Source organism: Rudaea sp. (assembly GCF_057139185.1).
The window spans coordinates 136,330-151,819 of sequence record NZ_DBNHDN010000031.1 but is presented as its reverse complement, the minus strand read 5'-3'; the positions used below and the strand labels follow the sequence as shown (position 1 = coordinate 151,819).

The window sequence follows — 15,490 nt, the reverse complement described above, 5'->3', positions numbered from 1 at the left end:
CGGCAGTGTGATCAGCCCCCCCGCCCCTGTCAACCTGAAACAGCCAACCGAAGTTGACGGATTTTGGCAACGGCTGCAGTTCGCCCTGCTGCCGCCGCACTGCCTGCTGTGTGGCGCGCGCGGCGAAAGTTCGCGCGATCTGTGCGCCGCGTGCGCAGCCGATCTGACCCCGAACCGCACCTCCTGCGCCCGTTGCGCCTTGCCCCTGCCCACCCCTGCCGCGTTGTGCGGTGAATGCCTGCGCAGTGAACCTGCATTCGACGCGGCGTTCGCACCGTATCTCTACGGCCACCCGCTCGACCTGCTGCTGACCAAACTCAAGTTCGGCCACAGCCTCGCCGCGGGACGCGTGCTCGCCGAGTTGTGGATCGCAGCACTGGCCAACGGCGCGCGCGCCACGCTGCCCAATGCGATCGTGCCCGTGCCGCTGCACGCCACGCGCCTGCGCGAACGCGGTTACAACCAGGCTCTCGAACTGGCCAAGCCGCTCGCGCGCGAGTTCGACGTCGCACTCGCACCGGACCTGCTGTGCCGCGCGCGTGCCACCGCCGCACAGTCGGATCTCGACGCGGCGACGCGGCGCAGGAACCTGCGTGGCGCGTTCGAGGTCGACGCGAGTCGACTCGCGACAACCCGGCCTGCCCATGTTGTCCTGCTCGACGACGTGATGACGACCGGCGCGACCCTGCGCGAATGTGCGCGCACGCTCAAGCGCGCCGGCGTCGCACGCGTGGATGTCTGGGCTCTGGCGCGCGCGCCGCACCGACGCTGACAGCGATACCACGCCGCGCGAACGCGGCGTTTGCGCAGCGCAGCTACCCATCGCGTCGTGGCTGGGTATACTCGCAGAAAGCTTTTCCGTACCGCCCCATCGTTGTTTCCTTCCATCAGCCTGTTCCAAGGGAGAAAGGCATGTTGCAACAATACGGTTACTGGATCGCGCCCATCTGCGCCCTGCTCGCGATCGTCTACGGCATCTGGTCGCGCGCCTGGATCATGGCCAAACCCGCCGGCAACGAGCGCATGCAGCAGATCGCCGCGGCGATCCAGGAAGGCGCCAAGGCCTATCTGAATCGGCAGTACACGACGATCGGCATCGTCGGCGCAGTGTTGTTCGTCGTCATCGGCTTCGCCCTGAACTGGCCGACCGCGATCGGCTTCGCGGTCGGCGCGATCCTCTCCGGTGCGGCCGGCTTCATCGGCATGAACGTCTCGGTCGCTGCCAACGTGCGCACGGCGGAAGCAGCGCGCTCGGGCCTCGCCGCCGCGCTCGACGTCGCCTTTCGCGGTGGTGCGATCACCGGCATGCTCGTCGTCGGCCTCGGCCTGCTCGGTGTCGCCGGCTACTACATGGCGCTGCTGCATTTCGGCTTGCCGACCGAAAAGGCGCTGCACGCGCTGGTCGGCCTCGCCTTCGGCTCGTCGCTGATCTCGATCTTCGCGCGTCTGGGCGGCGGCATCTTCACCAAGGGCGCCGACGTCGGCGCGGACTTGGTCGGCAAAGTCGAAGCCGGCATCCCCGAGGACGATCCGCGCAACCCGGCGGTGATCGCGGACAACGTCGGCGACAACGTCGGCGACTGCGCCGGCATGGCCGCCGACCTGTTCGAGACCTACGCGGTCACACTGGTCGCAACGATGCTGCTCGGCGGCATCAGCGCTGCCACGGTGGGGGCCAACGGCGTGCTGTATCCGCTGGTCCTCGGCGGCGTGTCGATCGTCGCCTCGATCATCGGCACGTTCTTCGTCAAGACCAAGCCCGGCGCGAGGATCATGAATGCGCTCTACGTCGGCGTCGCCGTTTCGGCGGTGATCGCGGCGATCGCGTTCTACTTCATCACCAACTCGCTGATGGCAGGCACGCCGATCGGCGCGACGAACCTGTTCTTCTGCGCGCTGATCGGCCTCGCCCTGACCGCGGCGATGGTCGTGATCACCGAGTACTACACCGCGACCGAATACGCGCCGGTGCGCCACGTGGCGCAGGCCTCGACGACGGGTCATGCGACCAACATCATCGCCGGCATCGGCATCTCGATGAAGTCGACCGCGTACCCCGTGCTCGCGGTGTGCGCATCGATCTGGGGCGCCTACGCGCTCGGCGGCCTCTACGGCATCGCCATCGCCGCCACGGCCATGCTGTCGATGACCGGCATGATCGTCGCGCTCGACGCCTACGGCCCGATCACCGACAACGCCGGCGGCATCGCGGAAATGGCCGAACTGCCATCGGGCGTGCGCGCCGTGACTGATCCGCTCGACGCGGTCGGCAACACGACCAAGGCGGTGACCAAGGGCTATGCGATCGGCTCGGCCGGCTTGGCCGCGCTCGTGCTGTTCGCCGACTACACCCACAACCTCTCGGGCCAGCCGGGCCTTGCGAACGTCACGTTCGATCTGTCGAACCACTACGTCATCATCGGCCTGTTGATCGGCGGCCTGATCCCGTACCTGTTCGCCTCGATGGCGATGGAAGCGGTCGGCCGCTCGGCCGGCGCCGTGGTCGAAGAAGTGCGCCGCCAGTTCCGCGAGATCAAGGGCATCATGGAGGGCAAGACCAAGCCCGACTACTCGCGCGCGGTGGACATGCTCACGCGTGCGGCGATCAAGGAGATGATGATTCCCTCGCTGCTGCCCGTGCTCGTGCCCGTGCTCGTCGTGTTCGGCTTCAAGTGGCTCGGTGGTTCCGTCGCCGGCGCGCAGGCGCTCGGCGGCGTGCTCATCGGCACCATCGTCACCGGCCTGTTCGTCGCCATCTCGATGACCACCGGCGGCGGCGCCTGGGACAACGCGAAGAAGTACATCGAGGACGGCAACTTCGGCGGCAAGGGCTCGGACGCGCACAAGGCCGCGGTCACCGGCGACACGGTCGGCGATCCTTACAAAGACACCGCGGGCCCGGCGGTCAATCCGCTGATCAAGATCATCAACATCGTGGCGCTGCTGTTGATTCCGTTGCTGTAAGCGAAATCGAATGCCCCGGAAAAGCCCCCGTCGCCGGACGGGGGCTTGAAAGGGTACGCTTTCGCAATCCTTCGCCGTTGTGACCGCCATGCGCCAGCCAACCCGCTCGATTTCCCGCCGCGTCCTCGTCGCTCCGTTCGCGGCCACCGCGCGCCGCGTCGGCGAAGTCGTCGACGCCACCGACAATCTGCTCCATCGCAGCGGCGATCTGCGCAAAGGCAGGGCGTTGATCACGACGGTGATCGCGCTGCTGCTCGGCATCTTGAGCCTGCTCGCGGTACTCGCGTTCCATTTCCCGCAGTACCTGACGATGCCCGAGCTGCGCCACAAGTACTCGGTGGACGTGCTGCGCCAGCTGCTGTTCGCCGGCCTGCTCGTCGCCGGCGCGCTGGCGCTGACCAACCTGATCTTCAACCGCCGGCGCAACCTCAACCTGGTCGCGTTCGCCTGCGTCATCGTCGCGGTCGCGCTCGGCGGCTCGCGCGTGCCGGTCGGCGAGTTCCCGGACAACACGCCCTACATCGGCCTCGACTGGTTCATCCTCGACCTGCTCGGCTCGACCGTGATCTTCGTCGTGCTCGAGAAACTGTTCCCGCTCTACAAGGGCCAGCCGATCTTCCGCCGCGAATGGCAGACCGATCTCAAGCATTTCGCCGTCAACCACTTCCTCGTCGGCCTGATCCTGCTCACGGTCAATTTTCTCATCCATCACGTGTTCGGCTGGCTGGTCAACCACGACTTCCAGCTAGCCGTGCAGCGCATCTGGTTCGTGCCGCAGTTGCTACTCTGCATCCTCGTTGCTGACCTTGCCCAGTACTTCACCCACCGCGCGTACCACGAGGTGCCGCTGCTGTGGAAATTCCACTCGGTGCACCACTCGGCCAAGACCATGGACTGGCTCGCCGGATCGCGCCAGCACATGCTCGAGATCGTCGCCACGCGCGTGCTCGTGCTCGCGCCGCTGTTCGTGATCGGCTTCGCCGAAGGCGTGATCAACGCCTATATCATCATCGTCGGCTTCCAGGCCGTGTTCAATCACGCCAATGTGCACCTGCCGTGGGGGCCGCTGAAATACCTGATCGTGACCCCCGACTTCCATCACTGGCACCACTCGCAGGACGACGAGGCGATCGACAGGAACTACGCCGCGCACTATTCGTTCCTCGACTACCTGTTCGGCACCGCGGTGAAGTCGGAGAAGAAGTTTCCGGAACGCTACGGCGTGGTCGGCGACTACATGCCCGACGGCTTCGTCAACCAGCAGACGTTCCCGTTCAGGGCCATGGTCAAGCCCGACACGCAGGCCTGAGCGCGGTCGCAAAACCGCGGCGGACTGCCCGGTTTTGCCCGCCGCACTCGTCTACACTCGCACGTGTCCGTCTGGGGAGGTTTTGCCATGCGTTGGCGGTGGGTGATCCTGGTTCTCGGCGCGACCACTTTCTGTGGCGCCGCGTACGGTTCGGGCGATTCCGCATCGCCGGCCAGCGCCGCGCGCAGCCCGGCGCAGCCGGCCTCGAGCCCCGCAGACGGAACCGAGCCGGCGCGCCGTGCCACGCCCGCGGAGTTGCGCCGGCTCGCCGACCACGCCGCCTTCCTGCGCGGCCGCTACGTGCGCGAAGCGATCGGCATGCGCCTGGACATTCCGCGTGGCCAGCATCTGCTCGCCGGTGCCGAGGCACGCCGCGTCGATACCGCCCTGCGCGGCGTGGACGACGCGCATTTGATCGGCTGGATGATCGACGAAAACAAGAACGTCACCGATGCGAACCTGCGTATCGTTCGCCTGCGCTGGCGCCACGACGGCTTCGTCGCCAGCGACGCTGCGGCGCTCGAGCCCGCCATGCTGCTCGATGCCGCGCGCGCACGGCCACGCGTGCCGCGGCTCGCCGGCAGCGGCGGTGCCTTGCTGCGCTATGCCGATGTTCCGGAGCGCGACGGCCCGACTGTGGTCTGGAGCGAGGAGCGTCAGCCGGACGACGCCAGCACCAGCGTATTCGACTGCCACGCCCTGCGCCTTGCGCGCAAGGGCGTGCTCGAGATCAGCATCGTCGGAGTCGACGCGAAGGCGGCGAAATCCTGCGTCGGCCGATTGCGCGAAATGGCCGCGTCGGTGCATTTCGAGGCCGAGGCGGACTATTCCGCATGGGCCAGGGGTGAGCGCCTTGCCGCCTATTCCCTCAGCGGAATGATCACGCAAACGCAATAGGTCCGCCCTTGCGGACAATGGGCCACGAAAAACCGGGCCGGGCGATACGAGGATTCCGCGGCCGCCGGCGCGCAAATCGGCGGGCGCGGTCGACTTTCGGGGTGTCTTGCACCACATTCGCGCAGCCGTACGCGGTGCCGATGCTAAAATCGAGCATTGACTCTAACGCGAGCATGGCCGTCATGTCTGTTCCCGCAACCCAGTTGGACCTCGGCTACACGCTCGAGGACAAGTACACGCGCACCCAGGGCCGTATCTATCTTTCCGGCGTGCAGGCTCTGGTCCGCCTGCCGCTGATGCAGCAGATGCGCGACCGCGCCGCCGGCCTCAACACGGCGGGCTTCATTTCCGGATATCGCGGCTCGCCGCTCGGCGGATTCGACCTCGAACTGTGGAAGGCGAAGAAGCATCTGCAAGCCTCGGCCATCGAATTCCAGCCCGGCCTCAACGAGGACCTCGGCGCGACGATGGTCTGGGGTACGCAGCAAACCAACCTGTTCCCGGGCGCGAGGTACGACGGCGTGTTCGCGATGTGGTACGGCAAGGGTCCGGGCGTCGACCGTTCGGGCGACGTGTTCAAGCACGGCAACGCCGCGGGCACCTCGGCGAGGGGCGGCGTGCTCGCGCTCGCGGCCGACGACCACGCCTGCCGCTCCTCGACGCTGCCGCACGGTTCGGAACTCGAGTTCGTCAGCGCGATGATGCCGATCCTCAATCCGGCCGGCGTGCAGGACATCCTCGACATGGGCATGCTCGGCTGGGCGATGAGCCGCTTCACCGGGCGCTGGGTCGGTTTCAAGACGATTGCGGAAACCGTCGAATCCTCGGCCAGCGTCAACGTCAATCCGCATCAGCTCGACATCGTCGTGCCGACCGACTTCATCATGCCGGCCGGCGGCCTCAACATCCGCTGGCCCGATCCGCCGCTCAATCAGGAAATGCGCCTGCACCAGTACGCCGTGCAGGCCTCGCAGGCGTTTGCGCGCGCGAACCGGATCGACCGCATCGTCATCGACTCGCCGAAGGCGCGCCTCGGCATCGTCACCACGGGCAAGAGCTACCTCGACGTACTGCAGGCACTCGAATATCTCGGCATCGACGACAAGATGGCCGCCGACATCGGCATCCGCGTGTACAAGATCGGCATGACCTGGCCACTCGAGCCGGTCGGCATCCGCGAATTCGCCAACGGCCTCGAGGACATCATCGTCGCCGAAGAGAAGCGCTCCTTCATCGAGTCGCAGATGAAGGAATACATGTACAACTGGCCGACGCGCCCAAGCGTGGTCGGCAAATACGACGAGCAAGGCAACTGGATTCTGCCGTCGACGTCGGAACTGACCCCGGCGATGATCGCGCTCGTGATCGCCAAGCGCCTGTCGCGCTTCTTCTCCAACGACACGATCAAGGCACGCGTCGCCTGGATCGAGGCGAAGGAGAAGGAACTGACCCTGCCGCGCGCGAACTTCCCGCGCGCCGCGCACTATTGCTCCGGCTGCCCGCACAACACCTCCACCGCCGTGCCCGAAGGCTCGCGCGCGCTCGGCGGCATCGGCTGCCACTACATGGTCACCTGGATGGACCGGCGTACCGACACGTTCACCCAGATGGGCGGCGAAGGCGCGACCTGGTGCGGGCAGGCGCCGTTCACCGAAACCCAGCACGTGTTCCAGAACCTCGGCGACGGCACCTATTTCCATTCCGGTTCGCTGGCGATCCGTCAGGCGATCGCGGCCAAGGTCAATATCACGTACAAGATTTTGTACAACGATGCGGTCGCGATGACCGGCGGTCAGCCTGTCGACGGCAAGCTTTCCGTGCCCGACATCGCCAACCAGATGCGCGCCGAAGGCGTGCAGACCATCGTCGTGATGAGCGACGAGATCGAAAAGTGGTCGAAACGCGAGCTGTTCCCGCGCGACGTCGAGTTCGTCGACCGCGCCGAGTTCGACGCGGTGTCCAAGCGCCTGCGCGAAGTGCCCGGCGTGTCGGTACTGATCTACGACCAGACCTGTGCCACCGAAAAGCGCCGCCGGCGCAAGCGCGGCAAGCTCGAAGACCCGAAGAAGCGCGTGTTCATCAACTCGTTGGTCTGCGAAGGTTGCGGCGATTGCGGCGAGAAATCGTTCTGCGTCTCGGTGCTGCCGAAGGAAACCGAGTACGGGCGCAAGCGCGAAATCGACCAGTCGAACTGCAACAAGGATTTTTCCTGCGTCAAGGGCTTCTGCCCGAGCTTCGTCACCATTCACGGCGGCGGCCTCAAAAAGCGCAAGCCGGGCAGCGGAAAAGTGGATTTCGCCAGCTTGCCGCAGCCCACGTTTGCCAGCGATCTGAGTCAACCGTGGAACATCCTCGTCACCGGCATCGGCGGCACCGGCGTGGTAACGATCGGCGCACTGATCGGCATGGCCGCGCATCTGGAGTCCAAGGGTGCCACCGTGCTCGACCAGACCGGCCTCGCGCAGAAGGGCGGCGCGGTGACCTGCCACCTGCGCATCGCGAAGACACCGGCCGACATCCACGCCGTGCGCATCGCCGCCGGCGAAGCCGATCTCGTGCTCGGCTGCGACATGGTCGTGGTCAACGACTACTGGGCACTGTCGAAGATTCGTGCGAAACGCTCGCATGTCGTCCTCAACACCTACGAAGCGATGCCCGGCACGTTCACGACCAAGCCCGACATGCAGTTTCCTGCGCTGCAGATCGTCAACGCGGTCGGCACCGCGCTCGACGGCGACCGGCCCGAACTCGTCGATGCGACCGACCTCGCGACCAGGCTGCTCGGCGATTCGATCGCGAGCAACCTGTTCATGCTCGGCTATGCCTGGCAGAAGGGCTGGGTGCCGATCTCCGCAGCCGCGCTGATGCGCGCGATCGAGCTCAACGGCGCGGCGATCGAGATGAACAAGTCGGCGTTCCACTGGGGCCGCCTCGCCGCGGTCGACATGGCCAGGGTCAAGGAAGCGGCCAACGGTGCCGCGGCGCCTGCGGCGGCGACATCCATTGCAGCGCCGCTGGACGACGTGAAGATCAGCCGGACGCTGGACGAAGAGATCGCGCGTCGCATCGCATTCCTCACCGACTACCAGGACGCCGCCTACGCGGCGAAATACCAGGCACTGGTCGGCAAGGTGCGCAGCGTCGAACAGACGAGGGTGCCCGGCCAGACCGCGCTGACCGAAGCCGTCGCGCGCTACGCGTTCAAGCTCATGGCGTACAAGGACGAATACGAAGTCGCGCGCCTGTACACGAGCGGCGAGTTCGAGCGGCAGATCAAGAATGTCTTCGACGGCGACTACAAGATCCATTTCAACCTCGCCCCGCCGACGTTCGCGAAGAAAGACGCCGATGGCCATCTGATCAAGCGCGAATTCGGCCCTTGGATGTTCCGCGCGTTCAAACTGCTGGCCAAGTTCAAGGGCCTGCGTGGCGGCAGGTTCGACTTCTTCGGCCGGACCGAAGAGCGCAGGATGGAACGTCAGCTGATCGCCGACTACTTCACCACGATCGACGAGTTGCTCTCGAAATTGGGTCGCGATAACCTCAAGCTCGCCGTCGATATCGCTTCGATCCCGGAGCAGATTCGCGGCTACGGCCATATCAAGGAAGCGAACTTTGCCAGGGCGGCGGCGGCGCGCAAGCAGCTTCTGGGCGAATGGCGCGCCGCAAATCCGGAGACTCGCGCGGCCGCATGATTCAGATTGGAGGAGTTCGTCGAGGGGTTTCTGCGGGCGTTGAAGGGGGTTTCTTGAGTTTCCGTCGGGGGCCGATTTCGCCATTTTCCAGCGGCTTTGCGACCGTAGCCGGGCTTCGCCCCGGACTGCGGCGCGGCGGTGCGCCTGTCGCCCTGAACTTTTGTTGTTGCCGCCATCCCCAATATTTGGCCCGCACACAGCGTGACGCATCCGTGGACCGGCCATGAATTTATCGTTCAGTTTCGATACCGGCCTGCAGCAACGCGACATCCTGCATCGGGCAGCCGCGCTGTTGCAGATGGGCGAAGGCGGCAAGGCGAGGGAAGCCCTGCTTGGCGTGCGCGCGCATCGCATCTTCGACCTTCAGGAAGCGGTCATTGCGGTCGAGATGCTGCTCGACGTGAATCTGGTCGATGCGGCGCTGGCGATGGCCGAACGGGTACGCGAAATCGATCCACTGCATCCGGAATGCGCCGACCTGCTGACGGAATGCCGCTTCCTGATCGACCGACCTGCCAACTGGCGCAGGGAGGGCAGTGACATCCGCGCCGCGCTGGAACACGTCAACGCGCTTGCCCGCGCCCACCCTCGCCTCGCCGCGGATCGGCATGTGCATATAGTCTGCAATCTCGACAGCCTCGGCGGCACCGAACGCCGCGCGCTCAACCTGCATCGCATGCTCTGCACGCACATGCCGACGACGCTGTGGTCGACCGCACCGCCGCATGCGGCATATCGCGACGAGGCGCCGATCCGCCTGATCGAGGGCAGGGCAGAGGCCCCGTCGGGCGGTACGCTTGCATTGATCGGCACCTACTACGACTGCAATGACCTGCTCGAACGCGGCCGCTTCGAACGCATGATCATTTGCCACAACCTGATGGAACAGAACCAGAAACTGCTCTCGTACCTGAAGCGGATCGAGAACAACCCGGCGCACCCGCCGGTGGAGCTGACGTTCCCCTCGACGATGTTCGGCGATCTGCTTGGTCTGCCCGGAACGGCCGAATACTCGGCGGTTGATCTCGTCCGCTTCCAGCGCAGACGCGAGCATACGGCGACGACGGATCTGGCGATTGGGCGACATGGCCGTGCGTACGCCTACAAGTATCATTTCAACGACGGCGCTTTCTTCCGCGATCTCGTCGCACGCGGATACCGCATCAGGCTGCTCGGCGGCAGCGCAATCGAACGCGTGTTCTCGCACGACGCGGGTGCGCGCCCGGAACTGATCGCCGAGGGTGCAGTCGATGCGCGCGACTTTCTCGACAGTCTCGACCTGTTCGTCTTCCGCAAGCATCCGCAATGGGTTGAAACCGGCGGCGCGGTCATCCTAGAAGCGATGGCGATGGAGTTGCCGGTGATCGTGTTCCCCGAGCTCTGCGGTTGCGCCGAGCTGATCGTGCACGGCGAAAACGGATTCCTCGTTTCCAGCGAGGCCGAGGCCTTCGAAACCATCGAACGCCTGCGCGCCGCTCCCGATTTGCGCAGGCGCATCGGCGGCGCGGCGCGGCAGACCCTGATCGAGTTGCAGCGACGCCAGCAACCGGAACTACTGGCCCGCTATCGCGGCTGATCCTCGCCCGGCGAGCCGCAGATCAAACCGTGCCGCGATTCCTGCCCTGGAACGGCACGTAGTACGCGCGGATGCGCGCCATGTCGGCGTCGAGGTCGTCAGAGAGCTCGATCAACGGGCCGAGCCCGATCGTCCTGTCCGGGTAGTGGAAGTAGAGCAATTGCACCGGCACGTGCGCCGCGCGCGCGATGTGCCAGAATCCACTTTTCCACTTCTTCACTTTCTTGCGCGTGCCTTCGGGCGTGATGCCGAGCCAGAGCTTGTCGCGCCTGGCGAACTGCTGGCGCATTTGCGTGACGACGTCGTGCGCGGCGTTGCGGTCGATGCCGATGCCGCCGAGGCCGCGCACGAGCGGGCCGAGCACGCCCTTCGTGTAGTCGTTCTTGATGATGAAACGGACGTCCAGGCGCAGCGCGACCTTGAACGCAAGTGACCAGACGCCGTCCCAATTCGACGAATGCGGCGCGCCGATGATGACGAGCTTGGGTACGTCCGGCAGTTCGCCGGTGATGCGCCAGCCGGTCAGGCGCAGCAGTGCGCGGCACAATGCACCGCGCAGCGACGGCGGAAACTGCGGCGCCTGTGGCGGCACGCTCGGGAAAGCCGGCGCAGGCGTCTTCGCGTTCAATCGTCGCTCCAGTTGCGCTTCGACCGCTGCTGCTTGTGGGTACTGCGCAGTCGCTTGGCATCGAGACGGCGCTCTTTCGATGCGCGCGTCGGCCGGGTCGCGATGCGTTTTTTCGGCACGCGTGCGGCCGCCTGCAGGATTTCGGCAAGGCGCGCGCGCGCGTCCTCGCGGTTCTTCGCCTGGTCGCGAAAGCGGTTGGCCTGGATCACGAGCACGCCGGCGGCGGTCAGGCGCCGGTCGCGCAGCGCCAGTACGCGCGCGCGTAACGCCTCGGACAACGACGGCGAATTCGCTGCGTCGAAGCGCAACTCCACCGCCGAGGCAACCTTGTTGACGTTCTGCCCGCCGGGCCCGGAGGCGCGCACGAAGCTTTCGATCAGTTCGCTTTCGGGAATCTGCGGCACGAATCGTCGCCCCGTTATTTGTCGGCGATCTCGTACTTCGGCAGTTTCTTCTTCAGCAGCACACGCTTCAGGCGCGCGTATTTCGGCAGGCCGGTCCTTGCATCGTAGGGCGGCGCAGCCTCGCCGCGGATCAGCGGCTCGAAATAGGTGCGCGCGGCCGCGGTGATGTGGAAACCATCCTTGCTGATGTAGTTCGCCGGCAGCTTTTTCTCGATGTTCGCGATCTTCGTTATCGGCGCGGCCTCGATCTTCCACTTGAACGGCGTCGACGACACGCGCTTGATCACCGGCATCACCGCATTCTTGCCGGCGAGCGCGTATTCGACCGCCGCCTTGCCGACCGCGTAGGCCTGCTCGACGTCGGATTTCGACGCCAGATGCCGCGCCGAGCGCTGCAGATAGTCCGGCACCGCCCAGTGGATCTTGAAACCGAGGTTTTCCTTGACCAGGCCCGCGATGATCGGCGCCGCGCCGCCGCCGAGCTGGGCATGGCCGAACGCATCGACCACGCCCGAGTCGGTGAGGAATCGGCCATCCGGCGTCTTCACGCCCTCGGAGACGATGACCGAGCAGTAGCCGACTTTGGCCACGACTTCCTTCACGCGCGCGAGGAACTTGTCCTGCTCGAACGGCACCTCGGGGAACAGGATCACCTGCGGCGGTGCATCCTTGCCCTGCGCGGCGAGACCGGCGGCGGCCGCAATCCAGCCCGCGTGGCGACCCATCACCTCCATGACGAAGACCTTGGTCGAGGACTCGCTCATCGATTCGACGTCGAGACTGGCCTCGGCGATCGACACCGCCGTGTACTTCGCCACCGAACCGAAGCCGGGGCACGAATCCGTCACCGGCAGGTCGTTGTCCACCGTCTTCGGCACGCCGACGACTTTCAGGTCATAGCCCAATTCGGCGCTGAGTTTGGAGATCTTCAGGCTGGTGTCGGCCGAGTCGTTGCCGCCGTTGTAAAGGAAATAGCGGATGTCGTGCGCACGGCAGACCTCGATCAGGCGCTCGTAGCGCGAGCGGTCGGCCTCGATCGATTTGAGCTTGAACCGGCACGAGCCGAACGCGCCGCCCGGGGTGTGGCGTAATGCCGCAACCGCGCGGCGGTCCTCCTTCGATACGTCGATCAGTTCCTCGCGCAGTGCGCCGAGGATGCCGTTGCGGCCCGCGTACACCGGAACGCCCCGGGATCGGCACGTTTCGATCACGCCGCAGGCGCTGGCGTTGATCACCGCGGTCACCCCGCCCGACTGCGCGTAGAACAGCGCGCCCTTGCCCGACTTGCCCTGCCTCTTGCTCATGCCATCCTCACTGGATTCGGAATAAGGAAACTCCGCGATGCGCGTAGTTTCATGGTCTCGTTGACTCGGCTCCGCACTGCCGCTAGGTTAGCCTGTCGCACTTCGCATTGCATCCACCACCGCGTCCTCACGGAACCAGATATGCGCATCGTTTTCTTCGGCCCGAACGGCTCTGGCAAGGGCACCCAGGCCACCCTGCTCAAGAACGAACTGAACATTCCGCATATCTCGACCGGCGACCTGCTGCGCGCCGCGGTCAAGGCCGGCACGCCGCTCGGCCTCAAGGCCAGGGCGGTCATGGAGGCGGGTCAGCTCGTCTCCGACGACATCGTGCTCGGCATGCTCGAAGAGCGCATCACCCAGGCCGACGCGAAAGGCGGCTTCATTCTCGACGGCTATCCGCGCAACCTCGCCCAGTGCGCCGCACTCGAAGGCCTGCTCGCGCGCATCGGCCAGCCGCTCGACGTCGCGATCAAGCTCGATGTGCCCGACAGCGCCATCCTCGCGCGCTGCGAAATCCGCTTCGCCGCCGAGCACCGCGCCGACGACGATCCCGCCGTCGTACGCAAGCGCCTCGAGGTTTATCGCGCCCAGACCGCGCCGGTCGCCGACCACTTCGGCCAGATCGGCAAGCTCAAGACCGTCGACGGCGTGGGCGAGGTCAACCAAGTGTTCCAGCGGATTCTGGCGGTGTTGCCACGCTGAAACTCTTGCTTGATCCCGGCGCGAGCCGGGTGACGGACAAGGACAAGCTGATACACTGGCAAGCCGCGTCAAAATCACGCTTGCGCCCGCTCCCATGCCTCCTGTTGTAGCAATTTTCCGCGACCTGGTGCTGCTGCGCCGCGGCCCCCAGGACCTGCCGTATTCGCCGCAACTGCTCGCGGCGATGGCCGTCGCCTGCATCATCGTGCAGGCCGTCGCGCGCACGATCCCGGCGCCGGCCGGCCTCGGCGAATCGTTCCTTTCGACGCTGCTCGAAACCTTGCTCGTACTCGCCGCGCTGCGCCTGGTCCTGCGCCTGCGCGACCTCGGCAGCCGCTTCGTGCAGGCGGCGACTGCCCTGGTCGGTTGCAACCTGATCTTCACCCTGATCAACCTTCCAGTCGTGCTCGCGTTCGGCAAGATTCCGCTCGAAGCGGGGCGCCTCGTGCCCGAGCAGGTCACGCCGACGCAGATGCTGCTCAGCCCGTTGATCCTCGCCCTCGGCATCTGGCAACTTGCGGCGATCGCGAACGTGTTGCGCCACAGCCTCAACCTGAGTTTCGCCGGCGGCATCGCGGTGATCTTCGCCTGGATCGCGCTGCTGTCGCTGCTGCTGAGCCTGTTCGCCGGATGAAACTGCACATCCTCGGCATCGCCGGCACGTTCATGGGCGGCGTCGCCGCGCTCGCGCGCGAACTCGGCTTCGAGGTCGAGGGCTCGGATGCGAACATCTACCCGCCGATGAGCGACCAGCTCGCCGCGCTCGGCATCACGCTCAAGCAGGGTTATCGCGCCGAGCACCTCGGCAGCGAAAATGCTGCGCAGAAACCGGATCTCGTCATCGTCGGCAACGCGCTGTCGCGCGGCAATCCGGCCGTCGAACACCTGTTGAACGCACGCCTGCCCTACGTGTCCGGACCGCAGTGGATCGGCGATGCGCTGCTGCGCGAACGCCGCGTGTTCGCCGTCGCCGGCACCCACGGCAAGACGACGACGACGGCGATGCTGGCCTGGATCCTCGACGCCTGCGGTCGCGCGCCCGGCTTTCTCGTCGGCGGCGTGCCGGAAAATTTCGGTGTTTCCGCGCGCCTCGGCGCGAGCGCGGACTTCGTCATCGAAGCCGACGAGTACGACACCGCGTTCTTCGACAAGCGCTCGAAGTTCGTCCACTACCACGCGCGGATCGCGATCCTCAACAACCTCGAATTCGACCACGCCGACATCTTCGCCGACGTGGCCGCGATCCAGCGCCAGTTCCATCATCTCGTGCGCACCGTGCCTTCAAACGGTCACCTGATCGTGAACGCGGAAGACGAACACCTGGCCGAAGTGCTGGCAATGGGCACGTGGTCTCCGGTCACGACGTTCGGCATCGATAGCGGCGACTGGCGCGCCCGATTGATCGCGGCCGACGGCAGCGCGTTCGCCGTATCACGCGACGGCGCGGAAGTCGGCGTTGTGCGCTGGAACCTGATTGGCCGGCATAACGTGGGCAATGCACTCGCCGCACTGGCGGCGGCCGATGCGGGCGGCATCGATGTCGTCCATGCCATCGCCAGTTTGGCAGCATTCCGCAGTGCCAAGCGGCGCATGGAGCTGGTCGGCGAAGCCAACAGCATCAAGATCTACGATGACTTTGCCCACCATCCGACCGCGATTGCGACCACGCTCGCCGGCCTGCGCGCAAAGATCGGCAAGGCACGCATCCTCGTCGGCATGGAGCCGCGCTCGAACTCGATGCGTCTTGGCGCCCACGCCGACGCGCTCGCGCCGAGCCTCGCCGACGCCGACGCGGTGGTCTTTCTGCAACGCGCCGAACTGCCGTGGGATGCAGCGAAAGTTACCGACGCACTCGGCGGCCGCGGACGCACCGCGCCGACCGTCGATGCGCTGATCGCCGCGCTGCGCGCGCAGGCACGACCCGGCGACCACGTCGTCTTCATGTCGAACGGCGGCTTCGAGAATGCGCCGCGGCGATTCGTGGCGGCGCTGGCCCGGACAGGCTGAC

Annotated in this window: 12 protein-coding genes; 9 read left to right on the top strand and 3 right to left on the bottom strand. The window is 65.8% G+C overall.

All coding sequences use genetic code 11. The features are described 5' to 3' along the window. Positions 1 to 7: 7 nt before the first annotated feature. From AC16HO_RS11260 to AC16HO_RS11235, 6 genes are all read left to right on the top strand, one after another. Positions 8 to 772 carry a ComF family protein gene (locus tag AC16HO_RS11260; RefSeq protein ID WP_395643257.1) on the top strand — a complete coding sequence of 255 codons (765 nt, stop codon included), beginning with the start codon at positions 8 to 10 and terminating at the stop codon, positions 770 to 772. Between the two features lie 140 nt (positions 773 to 912). Next, positions 913 to 2,964, top strand: a complete 2,052-nt coding sequence (locus tag AC16HO_RS11255; RefSeq protein WP_395643258.1) for a sodium-translocating pyrophosphatase — start codon at positions 913 to 915, stop codon at positions 2,962 to 2,964. Positions 2,965 to 3,052: 88 nt separating this feature from the next. After that, positions 3,053 to 4,273 carry a sterol desaturase family protein gene (locus AC16HO_RS11250; protein ID WP_395643259.1) on the top strand — a complete coding sequence of 407 codons (1,221 nt, stop codon included), beginning with the start codon at positions 3,053 to 3,055 and terminating at the stop codon, positions 4,271 to 4,273. Between the two features lie 87 nt (positions 4,274 to 4,360). Continuing rightward, entirely contained in the window at positions 4,361 to 5,170 is an 810-nt protein-coding gene (locus AC16HO_RS11245; RefSeq protein WP_395643260.1) for a DUF2167 domain-containing protein, read from the top strand. Between the two features lie 182 nt (positions 5,171 to 5,352). Continuing rightward, positions 5,353 to 8,865 carry an indolepyruvate ferredoxin oxidoreductase family protein gene (locus AC16HO_RS11240; RefSeq protein WP_395643261.1) on the top strand — a complete coding sequence of 1,171 codons (3,513 nt, stop codon included), beginning with the start codon at positions 5,353 to 5,355 and terminating at the stop codon, positions 8,863 to 8,865. Between the two features lie 223 nt (positions 8,866 to 9,088). Next, positions 9,089 to 10,441, top strand: a complete 1,353-nt coding sequence (locus AC16HO_RS11235; RefSeq protein ID WP_395643262.1) for a glycosyltransferase — start codon at positions 9,089 to 9,091, stop codon at positions 10,439 to 10,441. Positions 10,442 to 10,463: 22 nt separating this feature from the next. On the opposite strand, the gene AC16HO_RS11230 is transcribed toward AC16HO_RS11235, so the two are convergent. From AC16HO_RS11230 to AC16HO_RS11220, 3 genes are read right to left on the bottom strand one after another with little or no spacing between them, the layout of a single operon-like run. After that, complete coding sequence (locus AC16HO_RS11230; protein ID WP_395643263.1) at positions 10,464 to 11,069, bottom strand: lysophospholipid acyltransferase family protein; 606 nt, start codon at positions 11,067 to 11,069, stop codon at positions 10,464 to 10,466. Further along, positions 11,066 to 11,491: an alternative ribosome rescue aminoacyl-tRNA hydrolase ArfB gene (arfB, locus tag AC16HO_RS11225; protein WP_395643424.1), complete on the bottom strand. Its 426-nt coding sequence runs from the start codon at positions 11,489 to 11,491 to the stop codon at positions 11,066 to 11,068. The genes AC16HO_RS11230 and arfB overlap by 4 nt, the downstream gene beginning before the upstream one ends. Continuing rightward, on the bottom strand, positions 11,488 to 12,777 hold the full coding sequence (locus tag AC16HO_RS11220; protein ID WP_395643264.1) for a 6-phosphofructokinase: 1,290 nt from the start codon (positions 12,775 to 12,777) through the stop codon (positions 11,488 to 11,490). The genes arfB and AC16HO_RS11220 overlap by 4 nt, the downstream gene beginning before the upstream one ends. 141 nt (positions 12,778 to 12,918) lie before the next feature. Here AC16HO_RS11220 and AC16HO_RS11215 point away from each other — a divergent pair, with 141 nt between their 5' ends. The 3 genes from AC16HO_RS11215 (at position 12,919) to mpl (ending at position 15,489) form a co-directional block, all read left to right on the top strand. Continuing rightward, on the top strand, positions 12,919 to 13,482 hold the full coding sequence (locus tag AC16HO_RS11215; protein ID WP_395643265.1) for an adenylate kinase: 564 nt from the start codon (positions 12,919 to 12,921) through the stop codon (positions 13,480 to 13,482). A gap of 94 nt (positions 13,483 to 13,576) precedes the next feature. Beyond that, positions 13,577 to 14,116, top strand: a complete 540-nt coding sequence (locus AC16HO_RS11210; protein ID WP_395643266.1) for a hypothetical protein — start codon at positions 13,577 to 13,579, stop codon at positions 14,114 to 14,116. Then, the gene (mpl, locus tag AC16HO_RS11205) at positions 14,113 to 15,489 is read left to right on the top strand and encodes a UDP-N-acetylmuramate:L-alanyl-gamma-D-glutamyl-meso-diaminopimelate ligase (RefSeq protein ID WP_395643267.1); all 1,377 of its coding nucleotides are present in this window, start codon (positions 14,113 to 14,115) and stop codon (positions 15,487 to 15,489) included. The genes AC16HO_RS11210 and mpl overlap by 4 nt, the downstream gene beginning before the upstream one ends. Position 15,490: the final 1 nt, after the last annotated feature.